At 49.0% G+C, this 22,790-nt stretch carries 19 protein-coding genes; 18 read left to right on the top strand and 1 reads right to left on the bottom strand.

The window, feature by feature from the left end; translation table 11 throughout:
* Nucleotides 1-5: 5 nt before the first annotated feature.
* The 9 genes from pilM (at nt 6) to DXB92_RS00405 (ending at nt 10,456) form a co-directional block, all read left to right on the top strand.
* Nucleotides 6-917, top strand: coding sequence for a pilus assembly protein PilM (pilM, locus tag DXB92_RS00445; RefSeq protein WP_117731709.1), 912 nt, complete (start codon nt 6-8; stop codon nt 915-917).
* A gap of 21 nt (nt 918-938) precedes the next feature.
* Nucleotides 939-1,598 carry a hypothetical protein gene (locus tag DXB92_RS00440; protein WP_117731707.1) on the top strand — a complete coding sequence of 220 codons (660 nt, stop codon included), beginning with the start codon at nt 939-941 and terminating at the stop codon, nt 1,596-1,598.
* The gene (locus DXB92_RS00435; RefSeq protein ID WP_117731705.1) at nt 1,595-2,467 is read left to right on the top strand and encodes a hypothetical protein; all 873 of its coding nucleotides are present in this window, start codon (nt 1,595-1,597) and stop codon (nt 2,465-2,467) included. Before DXB92_RS00440 ends, DXB92_RS00435 begins: the two co-directional genes overlap by 4 nt.
* Before the next feature lie 16 nt (nt 2,468-2,483).
* Complete coding sequence (locus DXB92_RS00430) at nt 2,484-3,005, top strand: hypothetical protein (RefSeq protein ID WP_147329993.1); 522 nt, start codon at nt 2,484-2,486, stop codon at nt 3,003-3,005.
* A 16-nt stretch (nt 3,006-3,021) separates the two neighbouring features.
* Nucleotides 3,022-3,330 carry a hypothetical protein gene (locus DXB92_RS00425; protein ID WP_021680563.1) on the top strand — a complete coding sequence of 103 codons (309 nt, stop codon included), beginning with the start codon at nt 3,022-3,024 and terminating at the stop codon, nt 3,328-3,330.
* Between the two features lie 13 nt (nt 3,331-3,343).
* Nucleotides 3,344-3,940 carry a hypothetical protein gene (locus DXB92_RS00420; RefSeq protein ID WP_117731703.1) on the top strand — a complete coding sequence of 199 codons (597 nt, stop codon included), beginning with the start codon at nt 3,344-3,346 and terminating at the stop codon, nt 3,938-3,940.
* A gap of 198 nt (nt 3,941-4,138) precedes the next feature.
* Complete coding sequence (locus tag DXB92_RS00415; RefSeq protein ID WP_243132046.1) at nt 4,139-5,824, top strand: type II/IV secretion system protein; 1,686 nt, start codon at nt 4,139-4,141, stop codon at nt 5,822-5,824.
* A 27-nt stretch (nt 5,825-5,851) separates the two neighbouring features.
* Nucleotides 5,852-6,901 carry a type IV pilus twitching motility protein PilT gene (locus DXB92_RS00410; protein WP_117731701.1) on the top strand — a complete coding sequence of 350 codons (1,050 nt, stop codon included), beginning with the start codon at nt 5,852-5,854 and terminating at the stop codon, nt 6,899-6,901.
* Between the two features lie 48 nt (nt 6,902-6,949).
* Complete coding sequence (locus DXB92_RS00405) at nt 6,950-10,456, top strand: prepilin-type N-terminal cleavage/methylation domain-containing protein (protein ID WP_117731699.1); 3,507 nt, start codon at nt 6,950-6,952, stop codon at nt 10,454-10,456.
* 74 nt (nt 10,457-10,530) lie between these two features.
* Here the strand turns inward: DXB92_RS00405 and DXB92_RS00400 are convergent, their stop codons facing one another.
* Nucleotides 10,531-11,316, bottom strand: coding sequence for an A24 family peptidase (locus DXB92_RS00400; protein WP_021680557.1), 786 nt, complete (start codon nt 11,314-11,316; stop codon nt 10,531-10,533).
* Nucleotides 11,317-11,522: 206 nt separating this feature from the next.
* Between DXB92_RS00400 and DXB92_RS00395 the strand changes: the two genes are divergently transcribed.
* The 9 genes from DXB92_RS00395 to infC all read left to right on the top strand — a co-directional run bounded on the left by DXB92_RS00395 (nt 11,523) and on the right by infC (nt 22,776).
* Nucleotides 11,523-12,104 carry a phosphate propanoyltransferase gene (locus tag DXB92_RS00395; protein WP_021680555.1) on the top strand — a complete coding sequence of 194 codons (582 nt, stop codon included), beginning with the start codon at nt 11,523-11,525 and terminating at the stop codon, nt 12,102-12,104.
* 117 nt (nt 12,105-12,221) lie between these two features.
* Nucleotides 12,222-14,357, top strand: a complete 2,136-nt coding sequence (locus tag DXB92_RS00390; RefSeq protein ID WP_117731697.1) for a cellulase family glycosylhydrolase — start codon at nt 12,222-12,224, stop codon at nt 14,355-14,357.
* Nucleotides 14,358-14,536: 179 nt separating this feature from the next.
* Nucleotides 14,537-15,148, top strand: a complete 612-nt coding sequence (locus DXB92_RS00385; protein WP_021680553.1) for a cytidylate kinase-like family protein — start codon at nt 14,537-14,539, stop codon at nt 15,146-15,148.
* A gap of 401 nt (nt 15,149-15,549) precedes the next feature.
* Nucleotides 15,550-17,334 carry a leucine-rich repeat protein gene (locus DXB92_RS00380; protein ID WP_169725973.1) on the top strand — a complete coding sequence of 595 codons (1,785 nt, stop codon included), beginning with the start codon at nt 15,550-15,552 and terminating at the stop codon, nt 17,332-17,334.
* A gap of 140 nt (nt 17,335-17,474) precedes the next feature.
* Complete coding sequence (locus DXB92_RS00375; protein ID WP_181976826.1) at nt 17,475-19,541, top strand: leucine-rich repeat protein; 2,067 nt, start codon at nt 17,475-17,477, stop codon at nt 19,539-19,541.
* A gap of 160 nt (nt 19,542-19,701) precedes the next feature.
* The gene (locus tag DXB92_RS00370; protein ID WP_021680549.1) at nt 19,702-20,028 is read left to right on the top strand and encodes a hypothetical protein; all 327 of its coding nucleotides are present in this window, start codon (nt 19,702-19,704) and stop codon (nt 20,026-20,028) included.
* On the top strand, nt 20,028-21,110 hold the full coding sequence (hemW, locus tag DXB92_RS00365) for a radical SAM family heme chaperone HemW (protein WP_242986573.1): 1,083 nt from the start codon (nt 20,028-20,030) through the stop codon (nt 21,108-21,110). Before DXB92_RS00370 ends, hemW begins: the two co-directional genes overlap by 1 nt.
* 293 nt (nt 21,111-21,403) lie before the next feature.
* Nucleotides 21,404-22,006, top strand: coding sequence for a stage II sporulation protein R (locus DXB92_RS00360; protein ID WP_117731691.1), 603 nt, complete (start codon nt 21,404-21,406; stop codon nt 22,004-22,006).
* Nucleotides 22,007-22,257: 251 nt separating this feature from the next.
* The gene (gene infC / locus DXB92_RS00355; protein WP_040646425.1) at nt 22,258-22,776 is read left to right on the top strand and encodes a translation initiation factor IF-3; all 519 of its coding nucleotides are present in this window, start codon (nt 22,258-22,260) and stop codon (nt 22,774-22,776) included.
* Nucleotides 22,777-22,790: the final 14 nt, after the last annotated feature.

Raw genomic sequence — 22,790 nt, 5'->3', positions numbered from 1 at the left:
TTTCCGTGAAGAAAAAAGATGTTTCTGCACACGTGTATATTACCAACAGCAAGATACAGGTGCTGATGGGCAGCTGTGTGAAAAATAAATTGCAGGTGGTAAACTGCTATGAAGAACCGCTGGAAGAAGGCTGTATCCTGAACGGCATTATCATGAACAACTACTCTCTCCAGAATACCCTGACGGAAATGTGGCAGAAGTACAACCTGCCCGCAAAGGGCGTGACGCTGGTGGTAAACGGCAGTTCCATTACTGTAAAGCCTCTGAAAGTTCCGCAGATCGCTCCGAAAAATGTGCCCGGTTTTATTCGCGGGGAACTGCGGGATATTGAGGGAATTCAGAATATGCTGGTGGATTATTCCGTGGTGACCCCGAAAAATCCGGACGGCTCCTGTAGTATTCTGGCGGTGGTTTCCACCAAGGAGTTCATCACCAGCTATATCAGCCTGTTCAAAGAGGCGAAGATCGAACTGGAAGTCATTGATCTGGTGCAGAACTGTCTGATCAAAATGATGAAGCGGCTGAAATCTTTACAAGGAAAAACCTATGCCGTGTTCATTCTGGATAAGAATATGCTGATGCAGTGTCTGTTTTCCAATGACAACTTCGTCATGACCCGCCGCAGCCGGATTCTGGCAGACCCTACCGATGAGGGCTTCGAACGGGAAGTGGGGCAGAATATCAACAGCATTATCCAGTTCAACAAGTCGGAACAGACCGGCTCTGATATTACGGACGTTTACCTGAGCGGCTTTCCGGAAGATGCTGTGCAGATCTTCCCGCACTTCGCGGAAAATTTCGGTGTAAATGTGCGGACATTTCCGGAGTTTCTCCCTACGGAACTGACTGTTCCGCTGGAGATGAATCCCAGCGAGTACACGGTGCTGCTGGGCAGTATGATACGTTATTCGGACTAAATCGGACAGGAGGAATCCAAAATGGCAAAACTACCCAAAAAGGATATTAACCTGTATCCTCTTGTCGTGGCACCGAAAAAGAACACCATGAAAAAAGGTGCCCTTTTCGGCATACTGGGGACAGTGGCAGTGCTGCTGCTGGGCGGCAGTTATGCCGGTGCACGGATCTACGTCCACACCCAAGAGAATCTGGTTTCAGAAATGGAAACCAAGGCAAACGATACCGCATTGATGGAAAAGATCAACAACGCCAACGCTGTGGCGAATGACATCAGCACACTGCGGACTGCCGGTGATGTTTATACTGAGGTGCGGGCTACCATTGACGGGACACAGGAGATCTGCGACAACTTTTCCGAAGATCTGGTGCAGAAGCTGGTTGGCTGTGAGAAAACGGTCAGCCCCGGCAGAGGAGAAATTCAGGTGGCAGAGATCACCGGACTTTCCTATGACGGCAGCACCCTTTCCATTGCGGCAAGTTCGACGAACAGCCAGTATGTTTCCACATTTGTGACGAACCTGACACGGCTGGACTTGTTCTCCTCGATCACCTATGACGGCTATTCGCTTTCGGACAGCGTGTATACTTATACAGTGAACGCCGTATTCAAGTCGGTGGAAACTACTGCAACTGATGCCGACGGCAATCCTGTGGAAACAACAACGGAGGTGGTACAATGACAACGGAAATTACCCGAAAGCAGGCAGTTCTGCTTTCTGTGCTGGGTGTCGTATTGGTCGTTGTACTGTTTGTGCAGCTTCTGATTCGTCCGCTGATGACGAAAGTCTCGGCAGCAAAGGAACAGCTGGTGGTTCTGAACCAGCAGTATTCCGACCTGTTGCTGCAAAGTCAGAGTTATGACCAGAATATTGCCTCACTAAAGGATTGGAAAGAGAAAAATGGCGAGGAAACCAAGAAGCTGTTTCCGCTGAGCGATGCGGAACGGATCGACCGTTTTCTTACCTTTGTGATGAATGAAGCGGGTGTCACTGTCGATGGCTTGAACATCGGGCAGACCATGCAGTATTATATTGACGGTGAGGGCAATCTGGTGACTGCTTCGCCGGATGAGGTAGCCGGTACCACAGACAGTTCTGCCTCCGGAACAGATGCTTCGGACGGCAGCACAGGTGACGGCAGCGGTGCTGCATATACCGCCACCGGTGAATACTGCTGCGACTTTACCTATACGATGGAAGGCACCTATCAGAACATGAAACAAATGTTGGACTTTGTCAATCGGGTGTCGTTTCTGGGCGTTACTGCGTATTCTTTCAACAGTGTGGAAAAGCCGGCAGCACAGGAACAGGCTGCGGCAAACGGTGATGCGGCAAATGCGGATAAATTTCAGGATTGGTATAATTTTACCATGACGATTACCGCGTACATGTATCAGAGTCCGCTAGAAACAGACTATGCAGATGATGTGGATTCCGACGAAACCACCGAAGAAGCGGCGGAAAAAGCCATGCAGTCGGCAACAGCAGACATTGCGGCGGAAGAAATGACAACGACCACGATCATAACCACAGCAGCAGATGCTGCATAAACAGGGTGATGCCAATATGAAACGGAAAACAGCACAGCGAAACGGTGCAGCGATTTTGTGGGCAGTGCTGGTCATGCTGATGATCTCACTGATCTCGGCGGGGATCATTCTTGTAGACCGTATGTATTACATGCGGGAGCAGGAGGAAAACAACCGCGTACAGGCAAAGTTCTATGCAGAATCCGCGATCACTTTGGTACAGCAGGACATTCTGAAAGAGGGCACGGTGACGGACGAAACCACCGGAGCAACTTATCAGAGCATTTTCGTCAGCGACGGCAACACCGCGGAAACCTTTACGATCTCACTCCCCGATGCGGGAAACTGGAAATGTACGGTAACGGTGAATCACTCTGTGGTCAACGACAGCGAAACCGATGCCAACAAAAGGCGGCTGTCCGGTGAGATCTATCTCACGGCAAAGGTGACGCGGAACACTGCCGGCAGCGGGGAAAAGGAATTGTCAGAAGTTTGTGGAAAGCTGTCAGTTCCCGCGAATGCGACCCAGTGGCGGTGGGACGGCTATTATCAATTGTAAAGGGAGGCGTGACAAAATGCGGAAACTGCGAAAAGGAACCACTGTTGTGGAAGTGGTGATTGCATTTGCCATGATCTCCATGTCCTTTGCAATCGGCATGATCGGGATCGCTTCCGGCTCGAACTTTCTGAACTCCGGTGCGAAGCTGAAGAACCAGCAGCGGAAAAATGCCGCTGTGGATCTGGCGGGAGCTGCTGCGGAAACTTCTGATACTACGATTACAGTAACATATCGGGACCGCACAAGCGGGGACGAAAAGACCAAAACTTTTGATGTGCAGAGGCGTTCCGCGGACAATTTCATTCAGTATCAACCGAAACCGTAAGGGAGGAAAGCAGATGCGGAAACTTGTGAAAAACCGAAAAGGTTTTACGCTGGCAGAAGAAGTGGTTACCGTTCTGCTGATCGGCATTCTGGTGGCTTCTGCTTCGGGAATCCTGCTGAATGCCATGCGGATCTTCTGCCAGAATGTCATCATGTTCAATGCCCAGTCCAAGGGAATCGCGGTCATGGAACAGCTGGAAAGTCATCTGGCGTATGCCAAGACCATCGGACAGCAGGAAACAGAAACGATCGCTGCTGATGACGGCTGTGCCCATCAGGTCGTACTGTATGTGGACACACAAGACGGAAAGAGCGAACTGAAAGAAAAAGGGACAATTTACTATTCAGACACCGACAGTGCTGGAACAACGGTCGATCAGGTGCTCTGTAAGCTGGGGACTTATCAGGCAAAGATCCTTGTCCAAAAAGTCGATGATGTAACAGTGACAGTAGATGTGCGGATCTCGCGGAACGATACTGTGTACTACTCGGAAACCAGAATGGTCAAGCTGCAAAATCAGGCAACGGTAAAGGCAACGCTGAATGCCTCCGACATATACGACAGTTCTGTGGCAGCTTCGCGGTATTTATACATTGGCAGTCTGGAATAAAACATAGGGCAATGCCGCACAAAGATTGTGCGACAGATGCGTCGTCAAATTTTTCGTCAGATGAAACAAAAAGCGGAGTGAATACTGGATGTATTCACGAGCATTTTTGTGAAATATGACGGGAAATTTGCAAGCAGATGGCGTGCAAAGTCGCCAGATGCTCTTTGTGCGGTGTCGCTATAGAAACAATAGAAAAAGGTGAGAACATTGCAGAATTTACCCATTGGTGAAGTGCTGAAAGAATATGGCTATATCACACAGGAACAGATCGATCAGGCACTGCAATTCCAGAAGACACAAAGCGGCAAGAAGGTGCGTTTCGGCACACTGCTGCAGGAAATGGGATTTGTCACAGAAACACAGGTTCTGGAGGCACTGGGGAAAAAGCTGGATCTCCAGATGGTCAATCTGGAGGAGTATGAGGTCAATGTAGACGTGGTTGCCAAGGTGCCCAAGCAGCTTGCGGAAAAATACAATGTCATTGCCCTGTCGGAAAACGACAGCCGTCTACAGCTCGCCATGTCTGACCCGCTGAATTTCTACGCACAGGAAGATATTCGGCAGATCGTGGATATGCCGCTGGAAGTGCTGCTCAGTGAAAGTCCGAAAATCAAAAAGGCAATCGAGTATTACTATGCCGAGATCAGTACCAAGCAGGCAGCCAAAAAGGCGAATATTTCCGCAGAAGATATTGAGGTGCCCCAGCTGACGGCAGACGATGCGGACGACGATGTGCCGATCATCAAGCTGATCAATTCGCTGCTGGTGCGGGGATACAGCACCAACGCCAGCGATATTCACATTGAACCGTTTAAGGATTTCACACAGGTGCGTATGCGTATCGACGGTCAGATGGTCAGCTATCTGACACTGGAAAAGGCACTGCACAACTCCATTGTTGCCCGTATCAAGATCATGAGCAACCTGAACATTGCGGAAAAACGTATCCCGCAGGACGGCAACTTCCACGCTGTGCTGGAGGGAATCGACATCAGTATGCGTATTTCCGTTCTGCCGACGACACACGGCGAGAAGATCGTTATGCGTTATCTGGTGTCGGATACCAAGATCGACCACGCCGGTCACTTCGGCATGAACGAGTATTCCTATAACATGCTGATGAAGATGATGTCCGCTCCCAACGGCATCATCTATATTACGGGGCCGACCGGTTCCGGTAAAACGACCACGCTGTATATGGTGCTGCAGCATCTGTCCCAGCGACCGGTAAATATTTCCACCATTGAAGACCCTGTGGAAAAAGATTTGCCCAATATCACGCAGACTTCCGTTAATGTGACTGCCGGCATGACCTTTGCAGTGGGACTGCGTGCCCTGCTGCGACAGGATCCGGATATTATCATGATCGGTGAAACCCGTGACGCAGAAACGGCTGAAATTTCCGTGCGTTCTGCAATCACCGGACACCTGGTAGTTTCCACCCTGCATACCAACGATGCCATTTCGTCCATTGTCCGTCTGGCGGATATGGGCGTGGCACCGTATCTGATCTCCAACTCTGTGGTAGGTATCGTGGCACAGCGTCTGGTGCGTAAGGTCTGCCAGTTCTGTAAATACGAAGAACCGGCGACAGCAGATGACATCGCCATTGTCGGGGACGGCATTCCCATGATCACCCGCGGCAAGGGCTGTAAGGTCTGCAACAACACGGGCTATAAAGGGCGTATTTCCATTCACGAAATGGTATATATAGACAAAACGCTGAAACGTATGATCGCCAAAAGTGCAGACAGTCAGGAAATGCTGGAGTATGCCAAGAAAACACAGGGCATGCGGAGTCTGCTGGACAGTGCCATTGATTTGGTAAAAGAGGGCGTGACCACGCCGGAAGAAGTTATGAAGATCGCATATTATTCCGACTAATGATTGCAGAAAGGACGGTATACCGCCATGACCATGAATGAACTTATTATGAAAGCACGGGAGAAGAAATGCTCTGATATTCACATCAGCGAGGGCATGCCGGTTTCGTTCCGTATCCACGGGCAGCTGCTGGACAGCGGCTTTTCATTTCCGGCGGCAGAAACACGGGAAATGATCCTGTCCATGCTGAGTGATGAACAGCGGGAACAGCTGGAAAACGGCGACGACGTGGACTTTGCCATTGAAACGCCGGACTATTGCCGCCAGCGTGTCAATGTTTTCCGGCAGATGAAAAAGGTGGCAGCGACGATTCGTCTGCTGAACAACACCATTCCCACACTGGAACAGCTGCAAATGCCGAAAGTGCTGCGGGAGTTGGCAGACCAGCCAAGAGGACTGATTCTGGTGACAGGTCCGACGGGAAGCGGTAAATCTACCACTCTGTCCGCCATGATCGACTATATCAACAAGAATCGTTCAGAGCATATCATCACCATTGAGGACCCTGTGGAATATGTTTACGAGTCGGGCATGTCGGTCATTCACCAGCGTGAAATCGGCGTGGATACCAAGAGCTTTGCAGCGTCCCTGCGTTCTGCCCTCCGTGAAGACCCTGATGTCATTCTCGTGGGAGAAATGCGTGACTACGAAACGATTTCCGCCGCTGTCACTGCCGCAGAAACCGGACACTTGGTCATGTCCACTCTGCACACCACCGGTGCGGCACAGACGCTGGATCGTATCATTGACAGCTGTCCGCCCCACGCCCAGAACCAGATCCGGACACAGCTGTCCACGATTCTGAAGGGCGTTATCACACAGGCTCTGATCCCGCTGGCAATGGGCGGCGGCCGTGTGGCTGCTACAGAAATTCTGGTGGGAACCGATGCGGTAGGCAGTCTGATCCGTGACAATAAGTGCTTCCAGCTGGCAACGGTCATGCAGTCCAGTGCAGCACTGGGCATGCACACCCTGAATGCCGATCTGGCACGGCTGGTAAGAGCCGGCACGATCCGGCGGGATGATGCCATTCGGGTATCCAACAACAAGAATGAGATTCTGGATCTGTTAAGTTAAGCTTCGCTTCGGCGTGTCCGTCTGTATATTTTCGGAGAGGTGAGAGAGATGAAACGAAATCGAAAAGGCTTTTCTCTTGTGGAATTGATCGTAGTGCTGGTGATCATGGCAATCATTGCGGCACTCTGTGCCCCGAATATCTCTGCCTATGTGCAGGCGGCAAAGGTTCAGAATTATCAGACTGTGGCGAATAATCTGGCAGACGAATTACAGACCCAGCTGCCCCAGAGCCGGTACTGGAACTGGGACGAGGTGCAGCGGAATGCGCATGGCATTCTGTGTGCAGATGCCGGAAGATACGTGACACTGGATACAGAAAAAAGCACCGATAATCAAAAGGTGTATCAGATCACCGGTGCCAGCAGCGATGCCAATGCGGTGTTTACGGTGACGCTGACCTATCATGATGCGGTGAAAACCAGCCAGAAAGTGGATATTGCGGTTTCCTGCGACGGGTATGCTGCGGTGCAGTCGGTGCAGGAGTGTAATTTGGTGTTGAAGACGAATTATACAGATGCGAGTGCGTATCCGACGACAACAATAAAAAAAACAACAACTAATCGAAATGGTAATGTAACGCTGTTGGATGATAGAGTAAAAAAATGGAAAGACGATGATGGAAATACTTCGAATGACTGGTCATCTGCTTTTTCAAACAATTTTTATCCAAACAATGACTTTGTAAATACATATAATGGTACAAGTAACAATCCGCCGCATGACAATTGTGCAGCAATCAATTTAACAGATTATCCGTTAAATTCAGTATCACAGGTAGAATTTAGCTTGCAACGCTACTCTTTTTTATATAATTACAATGGAACAGATGTTGTATATCGTGCAGTTGTTCCGTGCGTTGAAGCACAGAAGGGCGACGGACGAGGCGGAGAGTATGCTGCTTGTGGAACTGATGTGTCTGGCTCTTATGAAGTACGATTTCAAAATGTAAAAGTGCTGGTCGATTCTGATTTGGATGATGATAATAGTTGGGTAAATTATACGGATGTTTTCGCCGAAAATAATTTTCCTTATGATATTAGTCAACCTGGATTATCACCCGAAAAAATTGATGCTGTTAATCACTATAAAGCGTATTATGGTGATGTGTCTTATGGAAAAAATGGCATAAATGATGTTGGTTATGGAATGAGTGATGTTGAAAAACAAATTAATGTCATTTATCGAGTAAAACTAGTTGACCCAACCGACGCAACAAATCGAAATATTCGTTCAAAATGCTGGGTGGCAATTTGGGGAAGAATCACATATTCCGACAGTGGTACAATTGTAGAACCATGTTCGTCTATGCAGACAAAAGCAGACGGAACACTGGCTAAAATATATGATAATGTTCGCATTAAAGTTGAAATTCCGGATTACATTGAAGATTTCAGTACAGTTATTCAAGATGAAAGCGAATTGACTACAGAAAATAATACATTTTATTTTGATTATAGTGGGCTTTTCTTTGTGCCATATAGTTGGGGTGGAGGTTATTGGAGTTATGAAGGGTATCAGATATTAGTTGGCAGTAATAACCTATTGCAACAGATTAAAAAAGATGGAACTTATTATTATGATTATGGGACTTATAAAGATGGATATTATACACTTCCAGCTGACCAGCAGGCAATTATTCAAAGCATTGTAAAAAGAGGGGGAACGCATTACAAAGGCACATTTGCGATTGATCTGAGAAATAGTGGATATGCAGTTGGTGATGTTGTCAAAGTTCAATTTACAAATGTAGATGCAGACGAATTTATCAGAAACGCGAATGGTAATGATAAGTTTTTGAAAATGTACCGAGTTAATGAGCGTACTGGAAATTTAGTGGCAGATGGCGATAATACAGGAATTCATTTTTATGATTCCGCAGATTTGAAAACCGCAAATCTTGGAAAAGTAGAAAAAATTTCTGATAATACAGTTGCAATTTATATTTTGATGAAATGGTCTGATTATCCCTATTATGTTTTGAGTTATAAGGGTGTATATGCAAATTTTCAACCGGATGCAGATACCAGCTTTTCATGGGCAAAGAAAAGTGAAGTTACAACCGAAGAAACAACAACACAAAATACCCCCATGCTCACCATCAACGGCGACAGCACCTACACCAACATCACCCTCGACTGGACGAAGTGCGACTATATCACCAATGCGGGCGAAGTGGGCGTGAAGTTTGTCAAGTATCCGTCCACGCTGAATTATGATGTGTACAGCAAGGATTACACCCTGCTGGCTCCGGATCAGAATCTGAAAACCTTTATGATGAATTCAAACAGTGCTGTGACATCGGCTGCTTCGGCGGATAAGATCGTGCACCTCTATTGTAAGGGTGTCAGTCCGGAGGAGATTCAGTGCGAGATCGTTGCTCCGAAAAATACGGCAACGACAACAACTACCACGACTACCACACCTCCGCCGCCTGAAACCGAAACCACAGCCAAAACGACTACCAGCACGACGACTGCGGCTACAACCACAACAACAACGACAACAACCACCACGACTACAGCAACCACCACAACAACGACTACCACGACAACTACCACAACGACCGCCGCAACCACAAGCACGGTTGCAACAACCGCAACCGCTGCAACTGCCGCAACGACCACCGCGGAAACCACTGCAAGCAGTACCGCAACGGCGACGACCTCCGCGACAGAAACTACGGCTGCAACGACTACAACTTCCGCCACAACCAGCACGACTATAAGCACCACTGCAACAACAACCAGTAATAAACAGACTGATTCCACAATTTCTTCTGATGAACTTTTAATTCATTATATTTATGATGATCCTGAGTATAGTACAGTTCACATTCTTCGTAGCGGCGGAAGTATCAGTGAAATTCCCAATTATGAGAATCCAGTTACCTATACCAAATCAGAAGATGTCTTAATCACATTTAATGATGATTACGGTGTTTTGCATATTTTCCCCAAATATAATAACAGCGATGTTTCTATAAGCGGTAAGCCAAATCAGTTAGAGCAAACAAAACAGTGTGGTTGGTGTACATATCACATTACTACTAAAATGGTAACAGATGGTCTTCACGAACTCTGGATTAAAAACGGAGTTGTTTATAAGGCTAATCCTGACACACCACTTGCTCAAATGGTAAACACTGTATATCGAGAAAACAGTATTGCTGCTTGCCTTCCTAAATCTGTTGAAGTTGTTACTACAACCACAACAACCACCGCCCCTCAAACCACCACAACTACAACAACAACCACCACCGCACCGCCCATTGCTGCCAGCGAAAACGGCAAAAACGTAGGTCTGGACGAATCCAGTGCGGCGGGCTGCAACATCACGTTCAGCGATCCGCTGTTCAACGACAGTGGCGTGTGCTACTTCACCATTACCCCCAAGGCGGGCTACACGCTCTCTGACAGCTATACCGTAAAGGTTGGCACGGAGGTGCTGTCTGCCAAGAACAACTACAACGCCAAGACGGGGCAGTGGTTCTTCTGGAGCAATAAGATCATGACGGACTACACCATTCATGTGGAGGGTGTTTCTCCGGCGGCGTAACGCTCGAAATAATCCAAAAAGAAAAGGCTCATTTCCGGAGCGTACCGGAGATGAGCCTTTCTGTGTTCGGGCGGTCATTTCAGACCGCAGAGCTGTAAGTACAGATTTGCAATGGGTTCTCCGACCACCAGAGCCATTGCCATGCCGGCGGAGAGGTACGGCCCAAAGGCAAATTTGGAATCGCCGGTTTTTGCCTTGTGGATCATGCCGAAGATGCAGCCGAGGATCAGCCCCAGAAACAGCCCTACCACAACACCTTTGACACCGAGGAACAAGCCGCCTGCCAGCATCAGTTCCGCATCGCCCCGTCCCATGGCACGTTCGCCGGACAGAATTACCAGCAGGAACAGCGGAACCGATGCCGCTGCGGCTCCGATCAGGTGGGAGAGCAGCGTGCCGTTTCCGGTGCAGACATCGTAAACCGTAACCGCAACGCCCAGCAGCCCGATGAATCCGATCACGTACAGACTGATCAACTGGGTGTCCAAGTCCATGAAAAAGACCACGATCAGAGCCGAACAGAACAGACATACCAGAGCCGCATAGACCGGCTGTTCAAAGATGCCGAAATAGGCAAAGATCAACACGTATAAGATCGCATTCAGGCTTTCCACCAGCGTGTAGCGAAAGGGGATTTTTGCCCCGCAGCTGTGGCATTTTCCCCGCAGCCGGCACCAACTGAAGATCGGGATCAGATCCCGCTTGCGAATGGGTGTACCGCAGGTCATGCAGTGGGAGTTGTTCCGCCAGAGAGATTCCTCTTTGGGCAGACGGTAGATACAGACGTTCAGAAAGCTGCCGATCGCCGCACCAAAAGCAAAAATGATGCAGTACAGCAGTACATAACAGACGTAATACATAGGGCAAATTCCTCTCTTTTTTTCTTGTCCTATTGTATCACATTTTGAAAAAGATGTCAAGAAATATGGAAATTGCGTGTACAATCGGGCGGCTGTGTGATTTTCACGAAAATCGGACTATACCCTTGACGAAAGCGGCAAAAAGTAGTACAATATTGTAAGAAGCCGGTGCATTGCCGGTTAGCATTTATGGGAGGTATTACACCATGTCTGAAAAGTTTATTGTTGAAACATCTGCAAGACACGTACATCTGACTGCGGAAGCATTCGCAGTGCTGTTCGGTGAGGGAAAGGAACTGACTGTCAAGAAGATGCTGTCGCAGCCGGGTCAGTTTGCCAGTGAAGAACGCGTAACGATCGTTGGACCGAAGAAGGAACTGCCGAACGTTTCCATTCTGGGCCCGTTCCGGAGTGCCAATCAGGTAGAACTGTCTGCAACAGACGCACGTTCGATCGGCATCGCTGCTCCGGTTCGCGAATCCGGTGATGTTGCAGGTTCCGGTGCATGTACCATTGTGGGACCGGCAGGTCAGCTGGAAATTTCTGAGGGTGTGATCGTGGCAAAGCGTCACATTCACTTCACTCCGGAAGACGCAGCAAAGGCTGGCGTAAAGGATAAGGACATCGTTTGGGTACGTGTTGAAACAGACGGCAGAAAGGCAATTCTGGGTGACGTGGTTTGCCGTGTTTCCCCGAACTATGCAACTGCAATGCACATCGACACGGACGAATCCAATGCCATTGGTGCAGGCCGCAACCAGATGGGCGAGATCGTCACAGTAGACTGATCACATTTTGATGGAAAGGCAATCCTGTACTAAGCATGTGCAGTGTTGCCTGAAAGACAAACGGCGGATGCTGAAATCCTTTTGGCATCCGTTGTTTTTTTAGAAAGGAACAACCATATGAGATCATGGAAAAAATTGACAGCACTGCTTCTCGCCGGTGTGCTGGCTGGCTCGGCATTTACCGGCTGCGGCAAGCAGAGCAGCGACAGCAGCCAGCCGGAGTCTTCTGCCGCCGAGGAATCCTCTGAAAAGGAAACCACCACCGCCGCAGAAGAAACCACCACCGCGGAAACTACCACAGTTCACGTCAGCCCCACAGAAACGGTTTCCACCACGTTGGGCACGGAACTGACCGACATCAATGCCATGCTGGACAAGGGCAGCGATACCACCAACAATTACAAAGCCAAGCTGGATAACTTTATTCAGGAGGGCGACGTGGTACAGTCCTTTACCTTTATCGTGTACTCCGCCGACGGTTCGTCCAGTCTGGGCGACTTCAAGGGCGGCTACGGCGTTTCCGTCAAGGACGGCTGTGCCAGTGCCACTGATGCCGGCTGGTATCAGGCGGCAGACTTTGAGCAGTCCCAGAACAGTGCCTATGCGGAATTCACATGGAATGTTCCCGCAGAGATCCAGACGGAGATCGACCCCAGCGGCGAAGTCCTGTTCGGACACTGGTGGAGCAATGTGCAGCAGGTGAAGCTGTCCAGCATTGTGTGCACCTACACCCGTACCAAGGAAGTGCCGGTAGACGGTACCAATTCCGCCAGTCCGGCTGCAACTTTGAGTTTCAACGATGAGGCAGCCAAGACAGCGAAGATCGCTCTGTCCGACCTGATCGGGGCAGAGGATACGCTTCAGACAGTCACCTTTGACATCAGCGGCACTGGTGCACTGGGCAAGTTCACCGGTGCGTTCGGCGTGTCTGTGGACAAGAACGCAGACTGTGCCACCGATGCCGGCTGGTATCAGACCAAGAACGTCTGCGTGTTCACAGATTCTTCCAGCCTTTCCCTGACGTGGATCGTGCCGGACGATGTCAAGGAGAGCATTGACCCCAGCGGCGATGTGATGCTGGGGTACTGGTGGAGCGACCAGCCCAGCATTACCCTGAACAACATCAGCGTCCGCTACAGCAACAGCACCGGAACGACCACCAAGACCGAGCCGAAGTCGGACGAGTCCTCCAAGGGCGGGGAAGTGGCAGCAGTTTCCGGTGAAACGCCTACTGCGGAGCAGGTCAACGCCATGACCAGCAAGCAGATCGTGGAGAACATCAAGGTGGGCTGGAATCTGGGCAACTCACTGGACAGCTACAACACCAGCTCCAGCGATACGGAAACCGGCTGGGGCAACCCGAAAACCACCCAGCAGATGATCGACACTGTAAAGGCTGCCGGTTTCAATGCCATTCGTGTGCCGGTAACGTGGAGCGAGCATATGTCCGCCGATGGCACCATCGATGCGGCGTGGATGAACCGCGTCAAGGAAGTTGTAGACTACGCCTATAACGACGGGCTGTATGTCATTGTGAATGTACACCACGATGACTACACATGGCTGACACCCTCCAGTGAAAAACTGGAAAGCGATAAGTCCACCCTGACAAACATCTGGAAGCAGATCTGTGCCACATTCCAGAACTACGACCACCGCCTGATCTTCGAGGGCATGAACGAACCGCGTATGATCGGTTCCGCAGAGGAATGGACCGGCGGCACACAGGAATCCTATGACGTTATCAACGCCCTGTATCAGGCATTTGTGGACACAGTCCGTTCTTCCGGCGGCTCCAACAAGGACAGAACGCTGGTTGTCAGCACCTATGCTCAGTCCGTGGAGAAGAACGCTGTCGGCGGTCTGGTGGTTCCGAAAGACGACCATGTGATCGTATCCCTGCACATCTACGCCCCGTGGAATTTCTGCGGTCCGGACGACACCCGTGCCGACTGGGGCAGCGATGCCGACAAGCAGGAACTGGACACCATGTTCCAGTATCTGGACGACACCTTTGTCAGCAAGGGCATTCCGGTCATCATTGACGAAACCGGCTGCGTGAACAAGAACGAAAACACCTCCGCAAGAGTGGCATGGTTCAGCTATTATCTCAGCACAGCCAAGAAGCACGGCATCAAGTGCTTTATCTGGGACAACAACGAAACGAAGAACGGTTTCGGTCTGCTGAACCGCAAGGACTGCACATGGTATTATCCGGAAATCATCGAAGCCATTCAGAATGCTACCAAGTAAACGGATATTGTCATAATGCATAAATCATTCCTCATATAGATGTGCAAAATGTAGAATTTTTATAGAAGCCAGAAAAAATCCCGTGTGAAACGTGCAAAAAACTGCAAAGTATGCTATAATAAGAGAAAGCACTGGAAAACGGGTACGCCCGCTTTTCAAACAAGAGGAGGCATTTTACTATGAGTCATCGAATCATTACCATTGAAAGAGAATATGCAAGCGGCGGCCGTGAGATCGGCGAAATGATCGCAGAACGGCTGGGCATTCCGTGTTATAATCGAGAAATTTTACAAATGGCATCTGAACGCTGCAATGTTTCCATGGATTATCTGGAAACCGCAGAGGAAGCTGCCCCCAAGAGTTTTCTGTACACTCTGATGCTGACCTCCAGCCCTACACGCACCATTGAGGAAAACCTGCCGCTGTCCGATAAGGTCTACATCATCGAAACCAACATCATTCGGGAACTGGCGGAAAAAGGCGACTGTGTGATCGTGGGACGCTGTGCAAGCTATATCCTGCGGGATCTGGAAAACCTGTTCAACGTGTTCATCTACGCGGACACCAAGTCCCGTTCGGAACGTGCCGTGCAGGAGTATCACGTGGACGAACGGCGGGTAGAGGCAATGCTGCGGAAGATCGACAAGCGTCGTGAAACATTCTACAGCATCAACACCGGCGGAAACTGGTACGACAAGGACAACTACCACCTCTGCCTGAACAGCGGAGCACTGGGGCTGGAACTCTGTGCGGATATTGTGGTAGAAACCGCAAAGAAAACCATTTATTAAGTCATTCGAAAGAATAGATACAGGCGGGACAGGGAAGTTTCTCTGTCCCGCTTTTTTGCACGGAAATCAATTTTTTCATGATAGCCTCCCCTGAAAGGGGAGGGGGACCGCCGTTAGGCGGTGGAGAGGTTCTTTCGTAAAATCTTTTTATGACGTTTTTTGCATAAGTGGAAACCCCTCAGTCAGTGCTACGCACTGCCAGCTCAGCACAAGGCACGCCCTGCGGGTGCCCTTTCAGGGGAGCCTCACTTGTCAAACTTCATAATTTGGCACAATTTAAATCAACATATTTTTGAAAATTCCTTTCCATGTTTTTTTGTGAAAGAGTTGACTTTTTTCGAAAAATATGGTATATTGTGATTGCAAGTATTTTGCAACGAAAAAGAAACGGAGGAATGAAGATGAAGTTGTGGAAAAAAGTGCTTGCCGCGGTGACTGCGGGGGTGCTTTGCGTGGGAAGCGTTGGCGTGACAGATTTGCAGGGTGTGCTGGAATCTGCGGGAACGATGCTGACAGCGAGTGCGGAAGAAGGTACTTATGGAAATTTGTCCTATGGTGTAACCAATGCAGGTGAAATTGAAATTACGGGGTGCAATATGGGTGTTACTTCCGTTGAAATTCCGGCTGAGATTGACAGAAAACCTGTGACGAGTATTGGAAATAATGCTTTTCGCGACTGCACCAGTTTGACAGAGGTCAAGATACCAGACAGCGTGATAAATATTGGAGATTATGCTTTTTACGGCTGTACCAGTTTGACAGGAATCACAATACCGGACGGCGTAACAAGTGTTGGATTTCAGACCTTTTCCGGCTGTATCAGCTTAAAGGAAATCGCCATACCAGACAGCGTAAAAAGCATTGAAAATAACGCTTTTTACGGTTGTGCCAGCTTGACGGAAGTCGTCATTCCAAACAGTGTGACGCGTATTTACAGCGGGGCTTTTTACAAATGTACCAGTCTAATAGAAATGACTATTCCGGACAGTGTAACGTATATTGGAGAGTGTGCTTTTTGCGGCTGTACCAATTTGAAAAAAATTGTTGTTCCAGATAGTATAACGAGTATTGGAGGCAGTACTTTTTACGGCTGTACCAGTTTGACGGAAATCACCATACCAGACAGTGTGACGAATATTTGGAGCAGTACTTTTCGAGGCTGTTCCAGCTTGACGGAAATCACGATTCCGGACAGTGTGACGAGTATTGGTGACAGTGCCTTTTATGGCTGTACCAGCTTGACGGAAGTTACCATTCCAGACGGTGTGACGAATATTGAAGGATTTGTTTTTACGAATACACCATGGCTTATAGCCAAGCAAGAGGAAAATCCACTTGTGATCATCAATGGAACTTTGATTGATGGAACAACTTGTACTGGGAGTGTTACCATACCAGACAGCGTGACAAGTATTGCAGGAGGAGCTTTTGATAGCTGTACTGGTCTGACGGCAATTACCATTCCGGAAAGTGTAACAAGCATTGGAGATAGTGCTTTTTACAGATGTACCGGCTTGACGGAAATCGCCATTCCAGAAAGTGTAACAAGCATCGGCAATTATGCTTTTGATAGTTGCACCAACTTGACGAAAATTACCATTCCGGACAGCATAACGAGTATTAGCGATTATGCCTTTCGCGGCTGCACTGGCTTAAAGACAATTACTATTCCGGAAAGTGTGACAACTGTTGGAGAAAATGCTTTTTCCGGCTGTACTGGTCTGACGGAAATCACCATTCCAGACAGCGTAACGAGTATTGGAGATCATGCTTTTGACGGCTGTACCGGCTTAAAGACAATCACCATTCCGGAAAGTGTGACAAGCATTGGAAATGGTACTTTTGATAACTGCAATAATCTGATCATTCGTGGCTATACCGGCTCTTTCGCCGAAACTTACGCAAGGGAACATAATATTCGATTTGCAGATGTAAATGCAACTTATACTTGCGGCGACCTCGATGGCAGCGACAATATCGACTCCACCGACATCTTCTACACTATGCTCTACATCGCCAACGTTGCCGTAGGCAATGACGGCGGGCTGACGGCTGAACAGATCGCTGCCGCCGATGTAGACGGCAACGGCACAGTGGATTCCACCGACAGCTTCTATATCATGTACTACGTGGCTCTCCACGGGGCAGGACACAACACCTCTTGGGAAGAAGTTCTCGCAAAATAAGCCATGTGAATAGGCACTCTACAGAACGGAAAAACGGTTCTGTAGGGTGCTTTTTGATTTTTTTCTTGCATTTTCTTCGCAGATATGATATAATGGAAAGGGAAACCTTTTACTATAACAAATTTAGGAGGGTGTTCAAAATGAAAATATGGAAAAAAGTCGTGGCAGCTATGACCGCCGGGATGCTTTGCCTGGGGAGCGTGGGGCTTTCCGGGGTGGAAAACGTGCTGAAAAGCGTAGGGACAGTGCTGTCAGCGAGTGCAGAGGAAACGGCTGAAACAGAAAGAGTCCCTGTGGGAACGGGAACGACTACCGTTCGTGTGGGAACTGGAACGACACAATTGGAATATCAAGCGTTTGACGATGATACAGTTGAAATCACAGATTGTGACAATGAAGCAGCTGGAGAGCTGGAAATTCCGGCGGAAATCGATGGGAAACCGGTGACGAGCATTGGAGATGGTGCTTTTTCTGTCTGTAGTGGTTTGACCAAAATTACGATACCGAACGGCGTGACGAGTATTGGAGATTATGCTTTTTCTGACTGTAGTGGTTTGACCAAAATTACGATACCGAACGGCGTGACGAGCATTAGAGATGGTGCTTTTTCTAACTGTAGTGGTTTGACTGAAATCACGATACCGGACAGCGTAACGAGCATTGGAGATAATGCTTTTTCTGACTGTAGTGGTTTGACCGAAATCACGATACCGGACAGCGTGACGAGCATTAGAGCTGGTACTTTTTCTAACTGTAGTGGTTTGACCGAAATCACGATACCGGACAGCGTGACGAGCATTGGAGGAAGTACTTTTTTAAAAACACCGTGGTTGACAGCCAAACAAGCAGAAAATCCATTGGTAATTGTCAATCATATTTTGATTGATGGAAAGACTTGTACAGGTGCTGTTTCGATACCTAATGGTGTAACGAGCATTGGAGATGATGCTTTTTATAACTGTAGTGGTTTGACCGAAATCACGATACCGGACAGCGTGACGAGCATTGGAGATGAAGCTTTTCATAACTGTAGTGGTTTGACCGAAATCACGATACCAGATAGCGTGACGAGTATTGGAAATCGTACTTTTTCTTTATGTAGCAGTCTGACCGAAATCACGATACCGGACAGCATAACGAGCATTGGATATCGTGCTTTTTCTGACTGTGACAGTCTGACCGAAATCACGATACCGGATAGCGTTACGAGTATTGGCAGTGGTGCTTTTTCTTTCTGTGACAGTCTGACCGAAATCACGATACCGGACAGCGTGACATCTATTGGATCTTATGCTTTTGAGGAAACCCCTTGGTTAACAGCCAAACAAGCGAAAGATCCATTGGTAATTGTCAATCATATTTTGATTGATGGAAAAACTTGTACAGGTGCTGTTTCGATACCTAATGGTGTAACGAGCATTGGGGATAGTGCTTTTGTTGGCTGTAGTAGTCTGACCGAAATCACGATACCGGACAGTGTGACGAGCATTGGAGATGGTGCTTTTTCTTCCTGTAGCAGTTTGACCGAAATCACGATACCAGACAGCGTGACAAGCATTGGATATAGTGCTTTTTTTTGTTGTGCCAGTCTAACTAATATTACAATACCGGATAGCGTGACGAGCATTGGAGATAGTGCTTTTTATTGTTGTGACAGTCTGACTAATATCACGATACCGGACAGCGTGACGAGCATTGGGGATAATGCTTTTTATTGTTGTGACAGTCTGACTAATATCACGATACCGGACAGCGTGACGAGCATTGGAGATTATGCTTTTTACGACTGTACCAATCTGACAATCTACGGGTACACCGGTTCCTACGCAGAAACCTATGCTAAGGAAAATGACATTCCTTTTGTTTCTCTGGGCAATATCACAACAACTGAAACCACTACCACCACTATAGAAACAACAGTTACAACAACTACAGAAACAATGGTTACAACTAAAACAACAACCACCACCACCAAACAAGATTCCGAAACACCCACCGTCATTTATGGCGACATTACCCTTGACGGACGTGTAGATATTACTGATGCCGTTTTGCTGAACAAGTTCTGTTCTGGTGCGGTGATCCTGAACGATGCTGCCAAGCTGAACAGTGACTGTGACGGCGACGGCGATATAACCGGAAACGATGCTGTAGCTCTGCTGCAATTCTTGGTGCAGATCGTACAGAAGCTGCCTTATACAGCATAATTCTATTGCAATAACCCAAAAACCGGCTCTTGCATTTCGGTGCAGGAGCCGGTTTTTACTGCCTTGACATTTTGTCCGGAACACACTATAATAAATTTATCCAATAAATTTATCCGGCAGCTTCAGCCTCGCCGGAAACTTTTCGAAAGGAATTTGATTTATGAAATCGATCTATACCTGCCCCTATTGCGGAGCAAAATCGTTTAACCCGTGGAAAAAGGCGTTCGCCGGCGGACTGCGTACCAAAGGAAAAGTCTGCATGGAATGCGGACAGCACTGCGTCAACGGCGTTGCATCGATGATCTTCAGTGCAGTGGTCTATATCGCTGCTCTCGTGGTCGTCCTGCTGGTCTACTTCAAGGGCAATTCCAACTGGGACTACGTCTACATGGTGGGGGCTGTTGCGGCAGCGTTCGTGCTGTGCCGGCTCTTTGATGCATTTTTCGGTCCGCTGGTGAAGCCGATCCGGAACGATGTGTTAAGCTGATGGGTGCCGGACTTTACCTGCACGTGCCGTTCTGCCGCCGGAAGTGTCCCTACTGCAACTTCTATTCCGTGCCGGCACAGCCGGAACTGCTGGCCGCCTACACTGCGGCAGTCTGCCGGAACTTGCGGCATTACGGAAACGCTGCCCAGCCGGAACGCGTGGACACGGTCTATTTCGGCGGCGGAACGCCCTCGCTGCTGCTGCCTGCACAGATCGCACAAATTCTGGAAACGGCGGCGGAACAGTTTGCCCTGTCCGCAGATGCGGAGATCACACTGGAGGCAAATCCTGCCACTGTGACACCGGAGCAGCTGCGGGAACTTCGCCACGCAGGCATCAACCGGCTTTCTCTGGGGGTGCAGTCCCTGTCTGATGCCCAGCTGAAACGGCTGGGACGGCTGCACACGGCACAGGAGGCTGTGGAAACGGTATACGCTGCCGCAGAAGCGGGCTTCCGGAACCTGTCCTGTGACCTGATGCTGGCACTGCCGGAGCAGACGGCGGACGAACTGGAGCAGACCATTTCCCGGCTGGTGCAGCTGCCCATTACGCACGTGTCTGCCTACTTATTAAAGGTAGAGCAGGGAACGCCTTTTGCCGTGCAGCACGTGGCGGAATGCTGTCCCGACGATGACACCGCGGCAGACTTCTACTTGCAGGCGGTGGAGCAGCTGGGGACAGCTGGCTTTTTGCAATACGAGATCTCCAACTTTGCCAAAGCCGGTTTCGAGAGCCGGCACAACTGCAAGTACTGGCACTGCGAACCCTATCTGGGCATCGGACCGTCTGCACATTCCTGCTGGAACGGCAAGCGGTTTTTTGTGCCGTCTGCCGTGTCGGATTTTCTGGAACAGCCGGTGCAGCCAGTCGAAACCGAAGACGAAACGCCCTGCACCCCAGAGGAAAAGCTGCTGCTGGGCATGCGGTTGACAGAGGGTGTTCCGGCTTCGTGGCTGGCAGAAAAGCAAGCGGCGGCAGAACGTTACTGCAAGCTGGGCTTTCTGCAAAAAGTCGGCGAACGCATCGCATTCACGCCCAAGGGTTTCCTCGTATCCAACACCATTTTAGCAGAACTGATATAACCAAATCACCGCAGTCATAGATGCAATCTTACTGGGGAGAAACTTTCTGAGGAAAGTTTCTCCCCAGACCCCTTTTCAAAGACTTTTATTCCATTTTTTCTCATAGGGGCTATAGCCCCTATGAGAAAAAATAAAGTGAAGTTTTCGGAGGGGAGTTTGAGGGGAACCCTTCTTCAAAAGGGTTCCCCTCAATAGGCTGCATGTATGGTTAGTGTATATGATACCATGAAAAAGTTTCCTCTGCAAGTATAACGGAACAGATTCCGGTGCATACTCTCATCGAGGTGAGTGAGATGCAGAAATGGGAATGGGCATTGCTTTTGGGTATGGTAGGAACGGTCTGCTGTTCGGCACTGGCGGGAACGGCACAGAGTTACGGCTCGCTGGAACAGAATGTGCTGCGGCTGCACATTCTGGCGAACTCGGACAGCATCGACGATCAGGCGTTGAAACTCAAGGTGCGGGACAAGGTGCTTGCACAGACAGAAAACCTGTTTCAATCCCAGCCGGAAAATGCTGCCGATGCGGAACAGCTTGTGGCAGAGCATCTGGAAACGCTGGAGCAGACAGCACAGCAGCTGGTGTGGGATGAGGGATATTCCTATGCAGTCAAGGCACAGCTGGTGGAAATGCCCTTTGACGACCGCACTTACGGGGAATGGATCATGCCGGCAGGGGACTATGAGGCTCTGCGGATCACCATCGGCGAAGCCGCAGGACAGAACTGGTGGTGCGTAATGTATCCGTCCCTCTGCGTGCCCAATGCCTGCGAAGTCACGGCGGACGAAGAAACTGCACAGGAGGCATTCGGTAAGTCGGAACAGGACATGCTACAGCACCATGAACGCTATGCAGTCAAGCTGAAATGCGTGGAATGGCTGAAACAGTGGTTCTGAAATATAGATGTTCTGTAAATTTTCAGAGAGATGCTTGACAACAGGACGGGAGTATGATAAAATAACAAAAGTAAACAAAGAAGAGCATTCCCGTTCTCACCGTTTGGCGTAGAGTCGAAACGGTCAATACTCGTGTATAACGACCTTTTTCTGCGGAAAAGGGACGCTTTTTGACGAATGGAGAAGGAGTGTTCACCCAACAGTGAACGCTTTTTTTTGTTTGAAAATAACATGTTTGGAGGTGCTGGCTTATCAGCAAACAGGAACTGCAGATCAACGAGGAAATTCGGGACAGAGAAATTCTGGTCATCGACCAGAACGGTGAAAAACTCGGAACAATGTCTGCGAGAGATGCACAGAAAATCGCCTATGAAAAGGATCTGGATCTGGTGAAGATCGCACCGGGTGCAAAACCGCCGGTATGCCGGATCATGGATTACGGCAAGTACTGCTTTGAACAGCAGAAGCGGGAAAAAGAGGCACGGAAAAACCAGAAGGTCGTTTCGATTAAGGAGATCCGTATGTTTTCTGCCATCGACACCCACGACTTTGAAACCAAAGTCAATCAGGCAAAGAAATTCCTGCAGGGTGGCGACAAGTTGAAGGTTTCCGTCCGTTTCCGGAAGCGTGCAATTGCACACCCGCAGATCGGCGAAGAACTTCTGAAGCGTTTCCAGGAAGCGTGCAAGGAAGTCGGCGTTGTTGACAAGCCCGCGAAAATGGAAGGCCGCAGCATGGTCATGTTCATTTCACCGAAGGCATCGAAGTAAACAGGAGGAATTCA

It is taken from the genome of Ruminococcus sp. OM06-36AC (genome assembly GCF_003438725.1).
Lineage (GTDB): Bacteria > Bacillota > Clostridia > Oscillospirales > Ruminococcaceae > Ruminococcus_C > Ruminococcus_C callidus.
This window is presented reverse-complemented; position numbering and strand designations above follow the sequence as displayed.